The following is a 15,594-nucleotide window of genomic DNA, read 5'->3' on the forward strand; positions in this document are numbered from 1 at the left end:
ACGGGACTGCCGTCACGACCGTACATGGACTCTCCCCATGACCTTCGGGAGATCACCCGTGCTGCGGATCCGGTTCCTGATCCGGGAGGACTTGCGAACGGGTGGCGATGGGATGTGCCTGGGCGGGTTCAAGGGGTGACGGCAACACCGTGAGGTGATGGGTCTCCACCGGTCAGAGCGTGATGGCGGCCATGATGGCCGCTGTCTACACAGCACCCTGAACCGATGGAGAGTCCCAGCATGCCAGCTAACCCACTCACCGCGTCTGATCGTGAGCAAATCCGCGCTGGGATCGAACGCCGACTCGACGCCTGTATCGCCCGCGGGCTGGGACGTCATCGCAGCACGATCGGGCGCGAGATCGCCTGCAACGGTGGCCGAGCGCCGCGTACACCGCGACCAAAGCGCAGGTCCGAGCTGACAAGGCACGATTGCGACCAAAGCACCGATGCTGGTCGCTGAACCCGAACTGGCGTGGCAGGTGACCAAACGTCTCGTGGCCGGAGATTCGCCGATGACGATCTCGATCGAGTTGGCCCAAGGCCTCCACGGCTACACCGCCAACATCTCCCACGAAACGATCTACCAGGGCGTCTACGCCCCGAAACGTCACGGCCTGCCACCAAGGTCCTACAAGATGTTGCACCGCCGTCGTCCACGACGCCGACACACCGGTCAACGCCATAGCCAGCAACGATCCAGCGTTCTCGGCCAGTTCAACATCATCACAACCGCCCACCCGCCGCCGAGGCACGGGCAGAGGTCGGTCACCTCGAAGGCGATCAGATCATCGGCGCCCGCAACCAGTCCGCCATCATCACCCTCGTCGACCGCAAAACCCGGTACCTGTGGCTCGCCCGCCACGACACCCAACTGTGCCTACACCGCCTTGAGCACCCAACACGCCCTCACCGCCACCCTCGAAACGATCCCACCCGAGCTGGGACTGACCCTCACCTGGGATCGCGGCAGCGAGATGGCCAACCACCCCGCCATCGCCCAAGCCACCGGAATCGACATCTACTTCTGCGACCCCACAAACCATGGCAACGCCCAACCAACGAGAACACCAACGGCCTTATCCGACGCTGGCTCCCAAAGGCACCGACCTCTCGATCTACACCAGCCGACCTCGACCGAATCGCCCACCGCATCAACACCATCCCCCGACGCTCACTCGGCTGGACCACCGCCGCCCACCACTACCATCACGCTGTCGCGATGACCGGTTGAACTCGCCTGGCATGTTCGGGGTCTCAGGGGGACTTGGGAACTGGTAATCGGGCTTGACACAAACCGGGTCGTGCACTGGAACTTTTACGATGAGCGAGAGGACGATCTTCATAGAACGGTGGATACCAGGACTGCAATCAGAACATGGTGTTGCCGGGTATTTCGGTGGGTGGTCGGGGCCTGCTGGGGTTCGCTGGCGTATAACTCGTTGGGCGCTGGCAGTGCTGGGTTGTCGGGTTTGGTGGTCGTCGGTGTTGTCGATGACGGTGGTGGCTGATGGCGGGGATCGTGGGTGGTGTCCCAAGAGGGCGGTTCGATTTGTCTGTTTCTGGCCCGGATGGCAGCGGGGGTTGGGTGGCTCCGTCGAGGTTCTCTGCTGGTTTGGTGGCGCTAAGCTGGTGTGGGCTGGGTGTTTACCCGTAACCATTTCGACAAGTTCAGCGTTCGACGCATGGGAAGCTGGTTTCGATTGGTGATCAGTTCGGTAACGAGACCACCGTTACCTGGTGGCGGGGCGGCAGTGTTCATGGAGGACGAGGCTGGTCGCCGGTTGAGTTTCGCGGTCGGCGGCCGGCTGGTGTCGGTCACTGACTCGCTGGGTGGCTTCGGGCGGTCCAAGTCAATCCACATGGCCTATGGAGACGCGGCCGGTGATTTTGGCGTCGTTCACCGATGTTGGCGACGGGATATGGTCGTTCACTTACGACGGTTCCCGCATCGTTTGTTGAGTATGCGTAAACCCCGTATCACGGCGGCGCACCTGCTGTGTGGCAAACACTTCCATGACCATTTGGGTCGGGTCAGCCACAAACAAATGAGAACAACGAGAAAGTGACGTTTGAGTATTTCACGCCGGTTCCGGGGTGCGACGACGATAACGATGGCGTCGGGCCGCCAAAAGATCGACGTTTGGCGTGATCATGACGGGCTGGTGCACACGTCGACGGTGTGGGCCCCAGCACCGCGGCGGAGCCTGAGACGGTCTTTGTTCGTGACCCGCCACTTGGCGTTGGAGCGGTCACGAAACGCGGCCAATGAGGTGACGGTGTTCGACAGCGACGCTCACGGGAATCACGATGGTCCTCGTGGCGGGGTCGGGGCGGGTGATGAACACGGCGGACCTACAACGGCCAGGATCAGGTGACGTCGATGTCAGTGGGTGAGAGACCGCGGCACCGTTGCCGTCCTCGACAGCGAACGTGGTGACCTCGACGATCTCCTACAACGCTGATGGTTTGCCGACGGTGATGGTGGACGGTCGGCACCGCCCTCGGAAGCAAACCACCAGTTTCGTTCCATGACAGTGTGCACCGCGAGGATCTGGTGGAGGTGATCGACGGCCGCTCACAGCACTGGACTTATGGCTATGACCCGGCCAGTGGTGATGTGGTCGAAGCGGTTGATCCGGTGGGCGGTCGTTCCACGATGTCCTACAACAACATCGGCTGGCTGAACACGGTGGTGGCCCCTGAAAGGGGCAACCTCGCCGGTGCGACAATCAGCCCCGTGGGCGACGACCTTGGAGGCGGACGATTGGGGCCGGTGACCGGCGAGGTCGACCCGATGGGGAACCGGGTCGAAAAACCTCCTTTGACGCCAACGGCAACGTGACTCGATCGAGACCGGCTTGTCGGCCACGGTCGCGGGGGATGTGGACCACCTACAGCTACGACAACGCGGACCGTCCCCACGTCGGTTAGATCCACTCCGGTCCGGGGGACTGCACCAGCCATGACCCTGACGGGCGCCGGACCGGGTTCACTCAACGAGCTGGACGGCACCTGGGTCCTTACAGTTTCGACGCTCTGGGGCGGGTCGAGTCGGCGCGACCGACCCGACCAACGCGACCGCCAAGCTACGGCTGGACGAGGCGTCACGGTCAAGTCGGTCACCCAACCTGGCAGCAACCGCAATGGCGCACCCAAGACCGGCTGTGTCACCTACACATATGACTTGGCGGGCCGTCTGACTGGTGTCGATTACGCTGATCCGGGCCATTCCCCGACATCACCGCCATCACCCCATGACGTTGGGACGAAGGACTCCCAGCGTCTCGGGCGGTGACACTGAACATGGGTGTGGGATCAGCGGTGCACGGTTGACGTCACACACGGATGTGAACGGCCGTGCCACCAGTTACGGGTGACGACACCGGAAACCTGATATCGATTGCTACCCGGGCCAGACCACCGCGGTCACCCGCACTTTCGACGGCCGGAAGAATGGCCTCGACCACGGACTGGACGGGCCGGCTCACCACGTTTGGTTATGACCAGAACAGCAACTGGTCTGAGACGGTAGCCCCGGGAAGTCGTCACAGAACCGTGACGTTCACTGTTCGATCGCTCTGATCGATGGTCGGTGTCACAGCGGAACCGCGGCCTGACAATGCTGGGCAGCCTCTCCTATGGGCCCCGTGACTTGGAAGGGCCAGGTCACGCCCGTCGCCGGCACTGGGGCCGGCTGGCCGGGACCAATGTGGGCCCAGCGATTGACCGGGACCAGGGCTTGACCGCGCACTGGGGACGGAGGGGGTTCGGGTTTGATGCGCCACGAACCCGGCCGACCAGGATGGGGTGTTGCAGGTGTTCGACCCCGCCCCAACGGCTGTGTTGACATCGCAAACCGTCGAGGGCGGTGATTGGGACCCCGTACCTGAGGATGCGACCACCTACGGTTATGACGCCTGCGGAACCGGACTCGATGACTCATCCGTCGGGAACGACCGCAACGTATGGGTTTGATGCCGAGAACCGGATGACCAGCGCGGTCCTGCCGACGACGTGGCAGACGACACCGCCCGCCAACACGCACCTGTCCCCGCGCCCGCTCGTGGACACCACGACGCGTGCCGGAACTTGTGATGGTGCCCCGTGTGCCCGGCTTGCCGCTGATGACCCCTGTCTCTGCAGGTCACCGGTGGGGGTGGTGTGCCGGCGTCAGGGTTGACGTTGGTGGTGGTGTCGATCATCGCGCCAGCACCACATCGGATGGCTGGTTGGAGGTGAACCCCGCTGGTGACGCCGCCGCCGGACACTCTCCCACTCAACGCCGGACAACGTCGGCTCAGACCGTGACCGCGAAACTGGCTGGGAACGGACGATCACCTTGGCTAGTGGGGTGTGTGGATGTGTCGGTCGATGGTCGGCTATTACTTCCGGCGCCGTCGCCGTGGTGCCGGCCCTGAACCACTGGCCGCTCACCCCCACAGTCACCGCCGAATCCACGTCGGGAACTGGTGTGTGACGCTTCGCCGTGTGGGACTCTTGTGGGAAACGGGCAGTGTCGGTGCTGCTGGTGTGTTCACTGTGCCCCTCAACCCTGACGGCACCATCACTTTGGAAACCGCCGGTTCCACCAACATCAGGGTGGCGGTGACGGGCTACTGGAAGATCCCCACCGGAACCGATACCGGTCTCGGCTTGGATCTTCTCGATGCCCCCACCCGACTGGTGGATACCACCACCAACGTCGGTGTCTGTGACAGCGACCCGTGTGACACCGCCCAGTCGAACACGCCAGTCGAAGTCGCGGTCACCGACAGGCGGGGCTGAGCGGTGAGATCAAAGGTGGCGGTCATGGTTTCGGTCACCGCTACCGACCCGACCGGCACCGGTGTCCCCGGTTGGGACCACCGAAGCCGACTGGTGTGGCGGATCGTGGTGTTCGACCCAGCCCAACACACGCCGACGACCATGATCATTCCGCTCACCGATACCGGACGTTCACGATCGGATCATGACCGAAACTGATGTGGCGGTCGATGCGGGCGGTGTGTTCCTGGTGCGCCGACCAGACGCGGCGTTACGAATACGACACGACCGGCAGCGCACCGCCAAGTAACCCCGACAACACCGCTGGCACCGGCGTGGAGGGCGTAAAGAACACACCTGACCGCCAGCGGCGGTCCCCCGTTGTTGCTAGCGGAGCATCAAGGCGCGCAGAGCGCGTATGTGATCTACGGGCCGGGCGGGACACCGATCTATCAGATCAACACCACCGGCGAAGTTCAACACTTCCACCAAGATCACCAAGGCTCCACCCGGCCTACAACCAACGCGAATGGAACCACCCGCAACACCATCACCTACAACGCCCACGGTGAAATCATCGCCAACACCAACTGGTGGCTCGAACAACCACCAGCCGGCTGTACCGGCCAACACCACGACCCAGAAACCGGCTACATCTACCTAAGAGCCCGCCACCATGACCCCACAACACCGGCCATTCACAACCCTCGACCCGTTAGTCGCAATCACCGAAGAACCCTACGGCTACGTAAGCGGAGACCCGCCGAACAACATGACCACTCGGGCCCAGCACCGACCTGCCGGGGGGTTCCGCATTCAATACGGTCCGTCCGACGAGAGTTGTAACACCGCCTCCGGACAACATCCGTGATGAACATCCCGAGGTTGCCTCAGGGCATCGTGGACTTCTCGAGCGGCATGCTCGACATAAAACCCACTACCGCCGTTACGAATGCGACAGGAGCCACTGACACCGCAGTATGCCAATGAATGTCCCGGCGGTGGTGCGGGGTGGGCAGGCAGGTCGGACGATGTTCGCATCGACGCGATCCCGGGCAGCCGGTGGAACCCAGGCGAGGCGTTCGGATCCGAGACTCATCGGTGTTCGGCAAGTCACGCCGTCGCTAACCTTGTTCGGTCGTTAGGAAAGGTGGCGGGGGGCCTTCTGGAAAAACCACTTTTTTGGACATGGATGCGCATCGGTGGGGGTTTGGGGGAAGGGATCCGGCCTCGGCAGGTCGGGACGTTCGCATCGGTATTGGAAACCGGAAATGGCACATTGAGATCTGGGAAGTCGGGAAGGCCCTGTCGTGGTTAGCGACTTCCGCGGAGTACCTGATAGCCGATTCCGACATGTAGAGCTAGTCGCCGTTACTCGGGAAAGCAAGGGACGATCTCCCGCGATGGGCGGAGTCGAGAGGCTGCCGCCGCGGAAGAACGGAGCGAATCGCCTTTTCCTGCCTGGGATGCCGCAAGTCGGAGCGGACCTTCTCGACGCCGTTTTGGGCTGGTTCGTCTTGAGGCCTCGGGTATCGGGCCAAAGAGCTCCGTGGCGTTAGGTGCCCGTCGGGCGGAGCGAGGTGGATGTCGGTGACGGTGCGCTCCAGAGTTACGAAGCCCTACTCGCGGGCAGCGACAGAGGTTGGCCGGCGTTGGCTCTCCTGATGGAGCGAGGGAATGAGGAAGGGATCGTCCTGTCCTCGGACCTCGATGGCTCAACGCCATTCATCGACGCCTGGGGTTTCACGGCGCTCGAGGATGAGGACGAATTGTTTGACCTCATCTGGACTGCGACGCGCGAATACCATTGATGTCGCGCCGGAGCGGTCAGATTGATTCGGACCTGGGTTTGACGGGTGCTCGGTGGGTTTGATTTGTCAGGCCGCATCGGCCTGACCGCGTGAACGGCAGTGGGCGGCTTCGACCTCTGCCTGGGAGCGGTCGTCGAGCTCGCCGTGGATGCGGTCCTCGTTGAACCAGGACACCCACCCACAGGTGGCGAGTTCGAGGTCCTCGAGCTCTTTCCAGTGCCCGCCGTTGGCGGCGAGCACGGCAGGGTTTCGGTGCAGTTCGGTCTTGTAGAGGGCGTTCACCGATTCGGCCATCGCATTATCGAAACTGTCGCCGATGGTGCCTATGGAGGGCGTCGCTCCGATCTCGTCGATGCGGTCGGTGTAGGTGATGGATGTGTACTGCCCAGGGAGCCGGCGTCGTTGTAGAGATCAGCCCGGCGAGGTCGGTGCCCCGCCGGGTCCAGGCGGCCATGTTCAGCGCATCCACGACGAGGTCGGCGTGCATGGGCGCTGCTTTCCAGCCGACGATGCGCCGGGAGAACACGTCGACAACAAACGCCACGTACACGATCCCAGACCATGTCGAGCAGTACGAAATCCGCAACCCACAACTGATCGGGTGCGGTCGCGGTGAAGTTCCGTTTCACCAGATCCGGGGCCCGGGTCGCGGCCGGATCGGCGTGGGTGGTGAAACGCTTCTTCGCTCGACTGGCCGCTGATGCCCTCAGCTTTCATCAGGCGTGCGACCTGGTCACGGCCGATGTCGATGCCGGTTTACGAACGGCGACGGCCATCTTGCGGCGGCCGTACACCGAGTAGTTCTTCTTCCAGATCGCCCGGACCTTCGGGCCCATCTCAGCGTCGCGGACCTTGCGGGCGCAGGGCTTGCGGGTCTTGGCGGACCAGTAGGTGGTGGGGGCGATCTCCAGCACTTCACAGATCGGCTCGACCCCCCATCTCAGCCCACCGGACTCACGGGTCCGGTGGGCATCGATGAACTCAACAACCGCAGCGACCTCTGCCGAGGTCAGCGGCCTTGCCTCTTCGGGTGACCGTCGAGCTCGGTCGCGAAGAAAACCGATGCGGCTTTCAAGATGTCGTTCGCCCTGCGGAGCTCACGGTTCTCCTTCACCAGCTCCGCGATACGCTGCGCGTCAGCCGTCGACGTGCCCGGACGGGTCCCCGAGTCGACCTCAGCTCGGCTCACCCAGCCACTCAAGGACTGGGCACCTACACCAAGGTCACGAGCCACCCGGGCGATCACCCCGTGAGACTGGCCGGACTCACGGCGGATCTCCAGGACCATCCGGACCGCTCGCTCACGCAACTCGTCCGGGTACTTCTGCGGCCGTTTCGGGCCACCACTGTTGCTTGCCATGCTCCATACTCGCTTCCAAGCTCAGGAGCACCCGCGGATCCCAGTCCGAATCAGAAGGTCGCCGGTGTGGGTGGTGTGCCGGCGTCAGGGGTGACGGCGGTGGTGGTGTCGATCATCGCGTCAGGCACCACATCGGATGGCTGGTTGGAGGTGAACCCCGCTGGTGACGCCGCCGCTGGAACCCTCCCACTCAACAGCGGGCAAACCTCGGCTCAGACCGTGACCGCGAAACTGGCTGGGAACGGGACGATCACCTTGGCCAGCGGGGTGGGTGTGGATGTGTCGGTCGATGTGGTCGGGCATTTCCGGGCCCCGTCCCCGTGGGTTCCGGCCCTGAACTACTGGCCGCTCACCCCACAGTCACCGCCGAATCCACGTCGGGAACTGGTGTGTGACGCTTCGCCGTGTGGAAACCTCCCGGCGGGTGAAACCGATATCGCCACCGCCGGACTGGCGGATCCCCGCATCCGGGGTGAACGCGGTCACCGTGTCGATCCTGGCCCAGAACGCGCCTGGTGGCCAGGTTGCGTGTCGCCCGTCGGGGATGCGGGCTGCGGGTGAGTTGGTGGGAGGCAGGCAGTGTCGGCGCTGCTGGGTGTGTTCACCGTGCCCCTCAACCCTGACGGCACCATCACTTTGGAAACCGCCAGAGTCACCAGCATCAGGGTCGCGGTCACGGGTATTGGAAGATCCCCACCGGAAACGACACCGGACTCGACTGGATCTACTCGAAGCCCCCACCCGCCTCGTCGACACCACCACCAGCACCGGCATAGGCGATAACAACCCGTGTGACACGCTCCAGGCGAACACGCCAATCGAAGTCGGGCCACCGGACAGGGCGGGCTGTCGGGTGAGATCATGGCGGTCATGGTTTCGGTCACCGCTATCAACCCGACCGGCACCGGTGTCCTCGGGTTGGGACCACCGAAGCCGACTTGGGTGGCGGGATCGTGGTGTTCGACCCCGCCCAACACGCCTCGACGACCATGATCATCCCGCTCACCGACACCGGGACTCTCACGATCGGATCCTGGACCCAAACTGACGTGGCGGTCGATGTGATCGGCGTGTTCAAAGGCACCGACCAGGACGGGCGTTACGAATACGACACCACCGGCATGCGCACCGCCAAACAACTCGACAACACCGCCGGCACCGGCGTCGAGTGGCGTAAAGAACACACCTGGACCGCCGGAACCGGTCTGCCGTTGCTGCTAGCCGAGCATCAAGGCGCACAGAGCGCGCGTATGTGATCTACGGGCCGGGCGGGACACCGATCTATCAGATCAACACCACCGGCGAAGTCCAATACCTTCACCAAGACCACCAAGGCTCCATCAGACTCACCACCAACGCCAACGGAACCACCCGCAACACCATCAGCTACAACGCCCACGGTGAAATCACCGCCAACACAAACTGGTAGCTCGAACAACCACTAGCCGGATACACCGGCCAATACCACGACCCCGAAACCGGCTACATCTACCTAAGAGCCCGCCACTACGACCCCACAACAGGCCAATTCACAACAGTCGACCCACTCTTAGCAATCACCGAGGAACCCTACGGCTATACCGAAGGCAACCCAGCCAATCGCTCTGATCCAACCGGTCTCTGCGGATTTCTTGGGCGATGGTCCGTGCACACCGGGCGGTATCGTCGACGACATCGCGGATAGGAGTCCGGTCCGAGGCCAGGATGCGGCAAATTCCGCCGCCGGGGTCCTTGACGGCATCACGATGGTAACGCTGATACGGTGCTATCGGCAATCGGTCAAGCGGACAAGGTGCGGTGGGATTCCACAGCTACAACTGTCGGTGGTGTTGTCGGCCTAACCCTGATGGCCCCTTGCCATTGTCGGCCCTGCCAGTTCACGGCATATGCAAGCAAGGCGACGGCACTCAACTTTGTATCCGAATCCTATTCATGTATCTTCACGAGTTGTGACTGGTGGTCACTCGTTGGAGCAACTGCTGGACTGGGCTTTGGAAGTATGTTCCAGGTTGGGTGGGACGTCACATGGGTGATGATGCTCGGCATGTGGCTTGGAGGTTTCCTCCGAATATCTCTTCCCGATGTTGTTTGTGCTTGCCTCAGTCTCATCCCCACGGATTGCCATTATGGACGACCAATGGAAGCCTCTAATGATGGCGCTCGTGGGATTGGTGATTGTTGTTTCATCCCGCCGATATATTCGCGATAGCGAATTATCTGAAGGCGACGGGAGAACACGCCTGCTAAGGCCTACTGGCGAATGACCCGCTGGGAAGTTTCGACTCTATGGGCAGGGTGGGCCATTGTTGTGTGCAGTTTGGTTGCATTTGTGGCTCAGCTGATTGGCTTGGCATACCTGAACGCGGGCCGACGGGTTCCAAGTGGTAACGGTAACACCGTGAGGTGATGGACGCTGAGTTCCAGCAGCCAGTGCCTGTCCGTCGTCGAGCGAGAGGAGATCAGCCGATGCGCGGTTATGACGCCCGAGGGGAACCGGACCTCGATGACTCATCCGTCGGGAACGACTGCAACCTTCGGGTTCGATGCGGAGAACCGCATGACGTCGGCAGTCCTGCCGACGACATGGCAAGACGACACCGCCCGCCAGTACGTCCCAGTCCCCGCTTCTCGCATCGTGGATGCGACGACGGGTGCCAGGACCTGTGACGGTGCGCCGTGCACGGCTCGCCGCTGATGACCCTGTTGCGGTGAAGGTCACCGGTGTGGGCGGTGTCCCCGCCACGGGGTGACGGCGGTGGTGGTGTCGATCATCGCGCCAGGCACCACATCGGATGGCTGGTTGAGGTGAACCCCGCTGGTGACGCCGCCGCCGGAACGCTCCCACTCAACAGCGGGCAAACCTCGGCTCAGACCGTGACCGCGAAGGTCGCGGCGAACGGGACGATCACCTTGGCCAGCGGGGTGGGTGTGGATGTGTCGGTCGATGTGGTCGGCTATTTCCGGGCGCCGTCGCCGTGGGTTCCGGCCCTGAACTACTGGCCGCTCACCCCCACAGTCACCGCCGAATCCACGTCGGGAACTGGTGTGTGTGACGCTTCGCCGTGTGGAACCCTCCCGGCGGGTGAAACCGATATCGCCACCGCCGGACACGGCGGGATCCCCGCATCCGGGGTGAACGCGGTCACCGTGTCGATCCTGGCCCAGAACGCGTCTGGTGGCCAGGTGCGTGTCGCCCCGTCGGGGGATGCGGCTGCGGGTGAGTTGGTGTGGGAGGCAGGCAGTGTCGGCGCTGCTGGTGTGTTCACCGTGCCCCTCAACCCTGACGGCACCATCACTTTGGAAACCGCCGGTGTCACCAGCATCAGGGTCGCGGTCACGGGGTATTGGAAGATCCCCACCGGAAACGACACCGGACTCGGACTGGATCTACTCGAAGCCCCCACCCGCCTCGTCGACACCACCACCAGCACCGGCATATGCGACAACAACCCGTGTGACACGCTCCAGTCGAACACACCAGTCGAAGTCGCGCCACCGGGCAGGGCGGGCTGTCGGGTGAGATCATGGCGGTCATGGTTTCGGTCACCGCTATCAACCCGACCGGCACCGGAGTCCTCGGGGTTGGGACCACCGAAGCCGACTTGGGTGGCGGGATCGTGGTGTTCGACCCCGCCCAACACGCGTCGACGACCATGATCATCCCGCTCACCGACACCGGGACTCTCACGATCGGATCCTGGACCCAAACTGACGTGGCGGTCGATGTGATCGGCGTGTTCAAGGCACCGACCAGGACGTGGCGTTACGAATACGACACCACCGGCATGCGCACCGCCAAACAACTCGACAACACCGCCGGCACCGGCGTCGAGTGGCGTAAAGAACACACCTGGACCGCCGGAACCGGTCTGCCGTTGCTGCTAGCCGAGCATCAAGGCGCCCAGAGCGCGTATGTGATCTACGGGCCGGGCGGGACACCGATCTATCAGATCAACACCACCGGCGAAGTCCAATACTTTCATCAAGACCACCAAGGCTCCACCAGACTCACCACCAACGCCAACGGAACCACCCGCAACACCATCAGCTACAACGCCCACGGTGAAATCACCGCCAACACAAACTGGTGGCTCGAACAACCCCTCAACGGATACACCGGCCAATACCACGACCCCGAAACCGGCTACATCTACCTAAGAGCCCGCCACTACGACCCCACAACAGGCCAATTCACAACAGTCGACCCACTCTTAGCAATCACCGAGGAACCCTACGGCTATACCGAAGGCAACCCAGCCAATCGCTCTGATCCAACCGGTCTCTGCGGATTCTTGGGTGATGGTCCGTGCACACCGGGCGGTATCGTCGACGACATCGCGGATAGGAGTCCGGTCCGAGGCCAGGATGCGGCAAATTCCGCCGCCGGGGTCCTTGACGGCATCACGATGGGTAACGCTGATACGGTGCTATCGGCAATCGGTCAAGCGGACAAGGTGCGGTGGGATTCCACAGCTACAACTGTCGGTGGTGTTGTCGGCCTAACCCTGATGGCCCCCTTTGCCATTGTCAGCCCTGCCGCGTTCACGGCATATGCAAGCAAGGCGACGGCACTCAACTTTGTATCCGAATCCTATTCATGTATCTTCACGAGTTGTGACTGGTGGTCACTCGTTGGAGCAACTGTTGGACTGGGCTTTGGAAAGTATGTTCCAGGTTGGGTGGGACGTCACATGGGTGATGATGTCGGCATGTGGCTTAAGGTTTCCTCCGAACATCTCTTCCCGATGTTGTTTGTGCCGCTCAGTCTCATCCCCACGGATTGTTGATTATGGACGACCAATGGAAGCCTCTAATGATGGCGCTCGTGGGATTGGTGATTGTTGTTTCATCCCGCCGATATATTCGCGATGCTAGCGAATTATCTGAAGGCGACGGGAGCGCGCCTGCTAAGGCCTACTGGCGAATGACCGCGCGCTGGGAAGTTTCGACTCTATGGGCAGGGTGGGCCATTGTTGTGTGCAGTTTGGTTGCATTTGTGGCTCAGCTGATTGGCTTGCATACCTGAACGCAGGCCGACGGGTTCCAAGGGGTAACGGTAACACCGTGAGGTGATGGGACGCTGAGTTCCAGCAGCCAGTGCCCTGTCTGTCGTCGAGCGAGAGGAGATCAGCCGATGCGCGGTTATGACGCCCGAGGGAACCGGACCTCGATGACTCATCCGTCGGGAACGACCGCAACCTTCGGGTTCGATGCGGAGAACCGCATGACGTCGGCAGTCCTGCCGACGACATGGCAAGACGACACCGCCCGCCAGTACGTCCCAGTCCCCGCTTCTCGCATCGTGGATACGACGACGGGTGCCGGGACCTGTGACGGTGCGCCGTGTGCACGGCTCGCCGCTGATGACCCTGTTGCGGTGAAGGTCACCGGTGTGGGCGGTGTCCCCGCCACGGGGGTGACGGCGGTGGTGGTGTCGATCATCGCGTCAGGCACCACATCGGATGGCTGGTTGGAGGTGAACCCCGCTGGTGACGCCGCCGCCGGAACGCTCCCACTCAACGCCGGGCAAACCTCGGCTCAGACCGTGACCGCGAAGGTCGCGGCGAACGGGACGATCACCTTGGCCAGTGGGGAGGGGGTGGATCTGTCGGTCGATGTGGTCGGCTATTTCCGGGCGCCGTCCCCGTGGGTTCCGGCCCTGAACTACTGGCCGCTCACCCCCACAGTCACCGCCGAATCCACGTCGGGGACCGGTGTGTGTGACGCTTCGCCGTGTGGAACCCTCCCGGCGGGTGAAACCGATATCGCCACCGCCGGACACGGCGGGATCCCCGCTTCGGGCGTGAACGCGGTCACGGTGTCGATCCTGGCCCAACACGCCAATGGTGGGCAGGTGCGTGTCGCCCCGTCGGGGGATGCGGCTGCGGGTGAGTTGGTGTGGGAAACGGGCAGTGTCGGCGCTGCTGGTGTGTTCACCGTGCCCCTCAACCCTGACGGCACCATCACTTTGGAAACCGCCGGTGTCACCAGCATCAGGGTCGCGGTCACGGGGTATTGGAAGGTCCCCACCGGAAACGACACCGGACTCGGACTGGATCTGCTCGAAGCCCCCACCCGCCTCGTCGACACCACCACCAGCACCGGCATGTGTGACAACAACCCGTGTGACACGCTCCAGGCGAACACGCCAGTCGAAGTCGCGGTCACCGGACAGGGCGGGCTGTCGGGTGAGATCATGGCGGTCATGGTTTCGGTCACCGCTATCAACCCGACCGGCACCGGTGTCCTCGGGGTTGGGACCACCGAAGCCGACTTGGGTGGCGGGATCGTGGTGTTCGACCCAGCCCAACACGCGTCGACGACCATGATCATCCCGCTCACCGGCACCGGGACGTTCACGATCGGATCCTGGACCGAAACTGATGTGGCGGTCGATGTGATCGGCGTGTTCCGGGCGCCGACTAGGACGTGGCGTTACGAATACGACACGACCGGCATGCGCACCGCCAAGCAACTCGACAACACGGCTGGCACCGGTGTGGAGTGGCGTAAAGAACACACCTGGACCGCCGGAACCGGTCTGCCGTTGCTGCTAGCCGAGCATCAAGGCGCACAGAGCGCGTATGTGATCTACGGGCCGGGCGGGACACCGATCTATCAGATCAACACCACCGGAGAAGTCCAATACTTCCATCAAGATCACCAAGGCTCCACCCAGCTTACCACCAACGCGAATGGAACCACCCGCAACACCATCAGCTACAACGCCCACGGTGAAATCACCGCAAACACCAACTGGTGGCTCGAACAACCCCTCAACGGATACACCGGCCAATACCACGACCCCGAAACCGGCTACATCTACCTAAGAGCCCGCCACTACGACCCCACCACCGGCCAATTCACAACAGTCGACCCACTAGTGGCGATGACCGAAGAACCCTACGGATACGTAAGCGGCAATCCCCTGAACCGTAACGATCCATCAGGCCTCTACTGGGGCGAAGGAGTGGTGAACGGGGTCGTAGAAATTGCAACTCAAGGAAATGCCGATTGTCTTGATATTCTAGATGCCGATTGTCAGACAATTGCCGAACAGTATCCAACCACAACTCAACAGGTCGTCGAGGGATCAGCTGGCTTTGTGGACACTCTGACCCTTGGAAATGGACGGACAATCTTTCCTGATACGGAAATTGATTGGGCAAGCAGTGCCAGCAAGGCAGGCCAGGCAGCGGGCGCCCTTTCTTTACTACCCCTGGCGGTAGGCAATCCTTCAGCCTTTGGGTTCTATTCGGCATCTATGGCAACAGTAGGCTGTTTGTCGGCGGCTGGACGTGCGGGAAGATTAACACCCAATTGCGTCCAGGCCCTGGTGATGTTTGGGCTGGGCGGATATTTGTCGTCGGTAAGCAGACTTCTTCCCTATTGGGCGCCACCATGGCTCCGAGACGTCGTTGCGGGAATGATGTCATGGTACGTCGACTGTGCGGCATACCTAGAATGAGGAACCTCGTATTTCTAGGCCAGGTTACGATCTATTGCACCTTAATGGCAATTCTCCTTGAAATGAGGTTAGATAAGCCGGTCGGGCCGGGAACGATCCTTCGCCCGTCGCTCAGGCGATGGAGAATTATGCGAAATTCGTTAACTCTTCTGGTTGTCGGCTTCATGGGATTTCTGCTTTCGAAACTCT

At 62.2% G+C, this 15,594-nt stretch carries 17 protein-coding genes; 14 read left to right on the forward strand and 3 right to left on the reverse strand.

The window, feature by feature from the left end:
- Positions 1-240 precede the first annotated feature (240 nt).
- The 6 genes from IPG97_13550 (at position 241) to IPG97_13575 (ending at position 6,577) form a co-directional block, all read left to right on the forward strand.
- Positions 241-462, forward strand: coding sequence for a helix-turn-helix domain-containing protein (locus tag IPG97_13550; protein MBK6857533.1), 222 nt, complete (start codon positions 241-243; stop codon positions 460-462).
- The gene (locus tag IPG97_13555; protein MBK6857534.1) at positions 449-1,225 is read left to right on the forward strand and encodes a hypothetical protein; all 777 of its coding nucleotides are present in this window, start codon (positions 449-451) and stop codon (positions 1,223-1,225) included. The genes IPG97_13550 and IPG97_13555 overlap by 14 nt, the downstream gene beginning before the upstream one ends.
- A 1,313-nt stretch (positions 1,226-2,538) precedes the next feature.
- Positions 2,539-2,844, forward strand: coding sequence for a hypothetical protein (locus IPG97_13560; GenBank protein ID MBK6857535.1), 306 nt, complete (start codon positions 2,539-2,541; stop codon positions 2,842-2,844).
- Between the two features lie 1,529 nt (positions 2,845-4,373).
- Positions 4,374-4,787, forward strand: a complete 414-nt coding sequence (locus IPG97_13565) for a hypothetical protein (protein MBK6857536.1) — start codon at positions 4,374-4,376, stop codon at positions 4,785-4,787.
- Between the two features lie 24 nt (positions 4,788-4,811).
- Positions 4,812-4,985: a hypothetical protein gene (locus IPG97_13570; GenBank protein ID MBK6857537.1), complete on the forward strand. Its 174-nt coding sequence runs from the start codon at positions 4,812-4,814 to the stop codon at positions 4,983-4,985.
- A gap of 1,361 nt (positions 4,986-6,346) precedes the next feature.
- Entirely contained in the window at positions 6,347-6,577 is a 231-nt protein-coding gene (locus IPG97_13575) for a hypothetical protein (protein ID MBK6857538.1), read from the forward strand.
- Between the two features lie 66 nt (positions 6,578-6,643).
- On the opposite strand, the gene IPG97_13580 is transcribed toward IPG97_13575, so the two are convergent.
- From IPG97_13580 to IPG97_13590, 3 genes are all read right to left on the reverse strand, one after another.
- Positions 6,644-6,949, reverse strand: coding sequence for a transposase (locus IPG97_13580; GenBank protein ID MBK6857539.1), 306 nt, complete (start codon positions 6,947-6,949; stop codon positions 6,644-6,646).
- A 344-nt stretch (positions 6,950-7,293) separates the two neighbouring features.
- Positions 7,294-7,491: a hypothetical protein gene (locus tag IPG97_13585; GenBank protein ID MBK6857540.1), complete on the reverse strand. Its 198-nt coding sequence runs from the start codon at positions 7,489-7,491 to the stop codon at positions 7,294-7,296.
- Between the two features lie 95 nt (positions 7,492-7,586).
- Entirely contained in the window at positions 7,587-7,937 is a 351-nt protein-coding gene (locus IPG97_13590; GenBank protein MBK6857541.1) for a transposase, read from the reverse strand.
- A gap of 66 nt (positions 7,938-8,003) precedes the next feature.
- Between IPG97_13590 and IPG97_13595 the strand changes: the two genes are divergently transcribed.
- The 8 genes from IPG97_13595 (at position 8,004) to IPG97_13630 (ending at position 15,405) form a co-directional block, all read left to right on the forward strand.
- Positions 8,004-8,498 carry a hypothetical protein gene (locus IPG97_13595; protein ID MBK6857542.1) on the forward strand — a complete coding sequence of 165 codons (495 nt, stop codon included), beginning with the start codon at positions 8,004-8,006 and terminating at the stop codon, positions 8,496-8,498.
- Between the two features lie 392 nt (positions 8,499-8,890).
- Entirely contained in the window at positions 8,891-9,193 is a 303-nt protein-coding gene (locus IPG97_13600; protein MBK6857543.1) for a hypothetical protein, read from the forward strand.
- On the forward strand, positions 9,190-9,366 hold the full coding sequence (locus IPG97_13605) for a hypothetical protein (GenBank protein MBK6857544.1): 177 nt from the start codon (positions 9,190-9,192) through the stop codon (positions 9,364-9,366). Before IPG97_13600 ends, IPG97_13605 begins: the two co-directional genes overlap by 4 nt.
- Positions 9,367-9,423: 57 nt before the next feature.
- A complete protein-coding gene (locus tag IPG97_13610) occupies positions 9,424-9,621 on the forward strand; it encodes a hypothetical protein (GenBank protein MBK6857545.1) in 198 nt (65 codons plus the stop codon).
- 819 nt (positions 9,622-10,440) lie between these two features.
- Positions 10,441-10,632 (forward strand): hypothetical protein, encoded by a 192-nt coding sequence (locus tag IPG97_13615; GenBank protein ID MBK6857546.1) that lies wholly within the window; start codon positions 10,441-10,443, stop codon positions 10,630-10,632.
- Between the two features lie 179 nt (positions 10,633-10,811).
- Positions 10,812-11,594 (forward strand): hypothetical protein, encoded by a 783-nt coding sequence (locus IPG97_13620; protein MBK6857547.1) that lies wholly within the window; start codon positions 10,812-10,814, stop codon positions 11,592-11,594.
- Positions 11,555-12,724: an RHS repeat-associated core domain-containing protein gene (locus IPG97_13625; GenBank protein MBK6857548.1), complete on the forward strand. Its 1,170-nt coding sequence runs from the start codon at positions 11,555-11,557 to the stop codon at positions 12,722-12,724. Before IPG97_13620 ends, IPG97_13625 begins: the two co-directional genes overlap by 40 nt.
- A 347-nt stretch (positions 12,725-13,071) precedes the next feature.
- Complete coding sequence (locus IPG97_13630) at positions 13,072-15,405, forward strand: RHS repeat-associated core domain-containing protein (GenBank protein MBK6857549.1); 2,334 nt, start codon at positions 13,072-13,074, stop codon at positions 15,403-15,405.
- Positions 15,406-15,594: the final 189 nt, after the last annotated feature.

This window comes from Microthrixaceae bacterium (assembly GCA_016702505.1).
Lineage (GTDB): Bacteria > Actinomycetota > Acidimicrobiia > Acidimicrobiales > Iamiaceae > Aquihabitans.

Coding starts and splice junctions, on each gene's coding strand:
- IPG97_13550 (MBK6857533.1), top strand. CDS start 241: ATGCCAGCTAACCCACTCACCGCGTCTGATCGTGAGCAAATCCGCGCT.
- IPG97_13555 (MBK6857534.1), top strand. CDS start 449: ATGCTGGTCGCTGAACCCGAACTGGCGTGGCAGGTGACCAAACGTCTC.
- IPG97_13565 (MBK6857536.1), top strand. CDS start 4,374: ATGGTCGGCTATTACTTCCGGCGCCGTCGCCGTGGTGCCGGCCCTGAA.
- IPG97_13570 (MBK6857537.1), top strand. CDS start 4,812: ATGGTTTCGGTCACCGCTACCGACCCGACCGGCACCGGTGTCCCCGGT.
- IPG97_13590 (MBK6857541.1), bottom strand. CDS start 7,937: ATGGCAAGCAACAGTGGTGGCCCGAAACGGCCGCAGAAGTACCCGGAC.
- IPG97_13615 (MBK6857546.1), top strand. CDS start 10,441: ATGACTCATCCGTCGGGAACGACTGCAACCTTCGGGTTCGATGCGGAG.
- IPG97_13630 (MBK6857549.1), top strand. CDS start 13,072: ATGCGCGGTTATGACGCCCGAGGGAACCGGACCTCGATGACTCATCCG.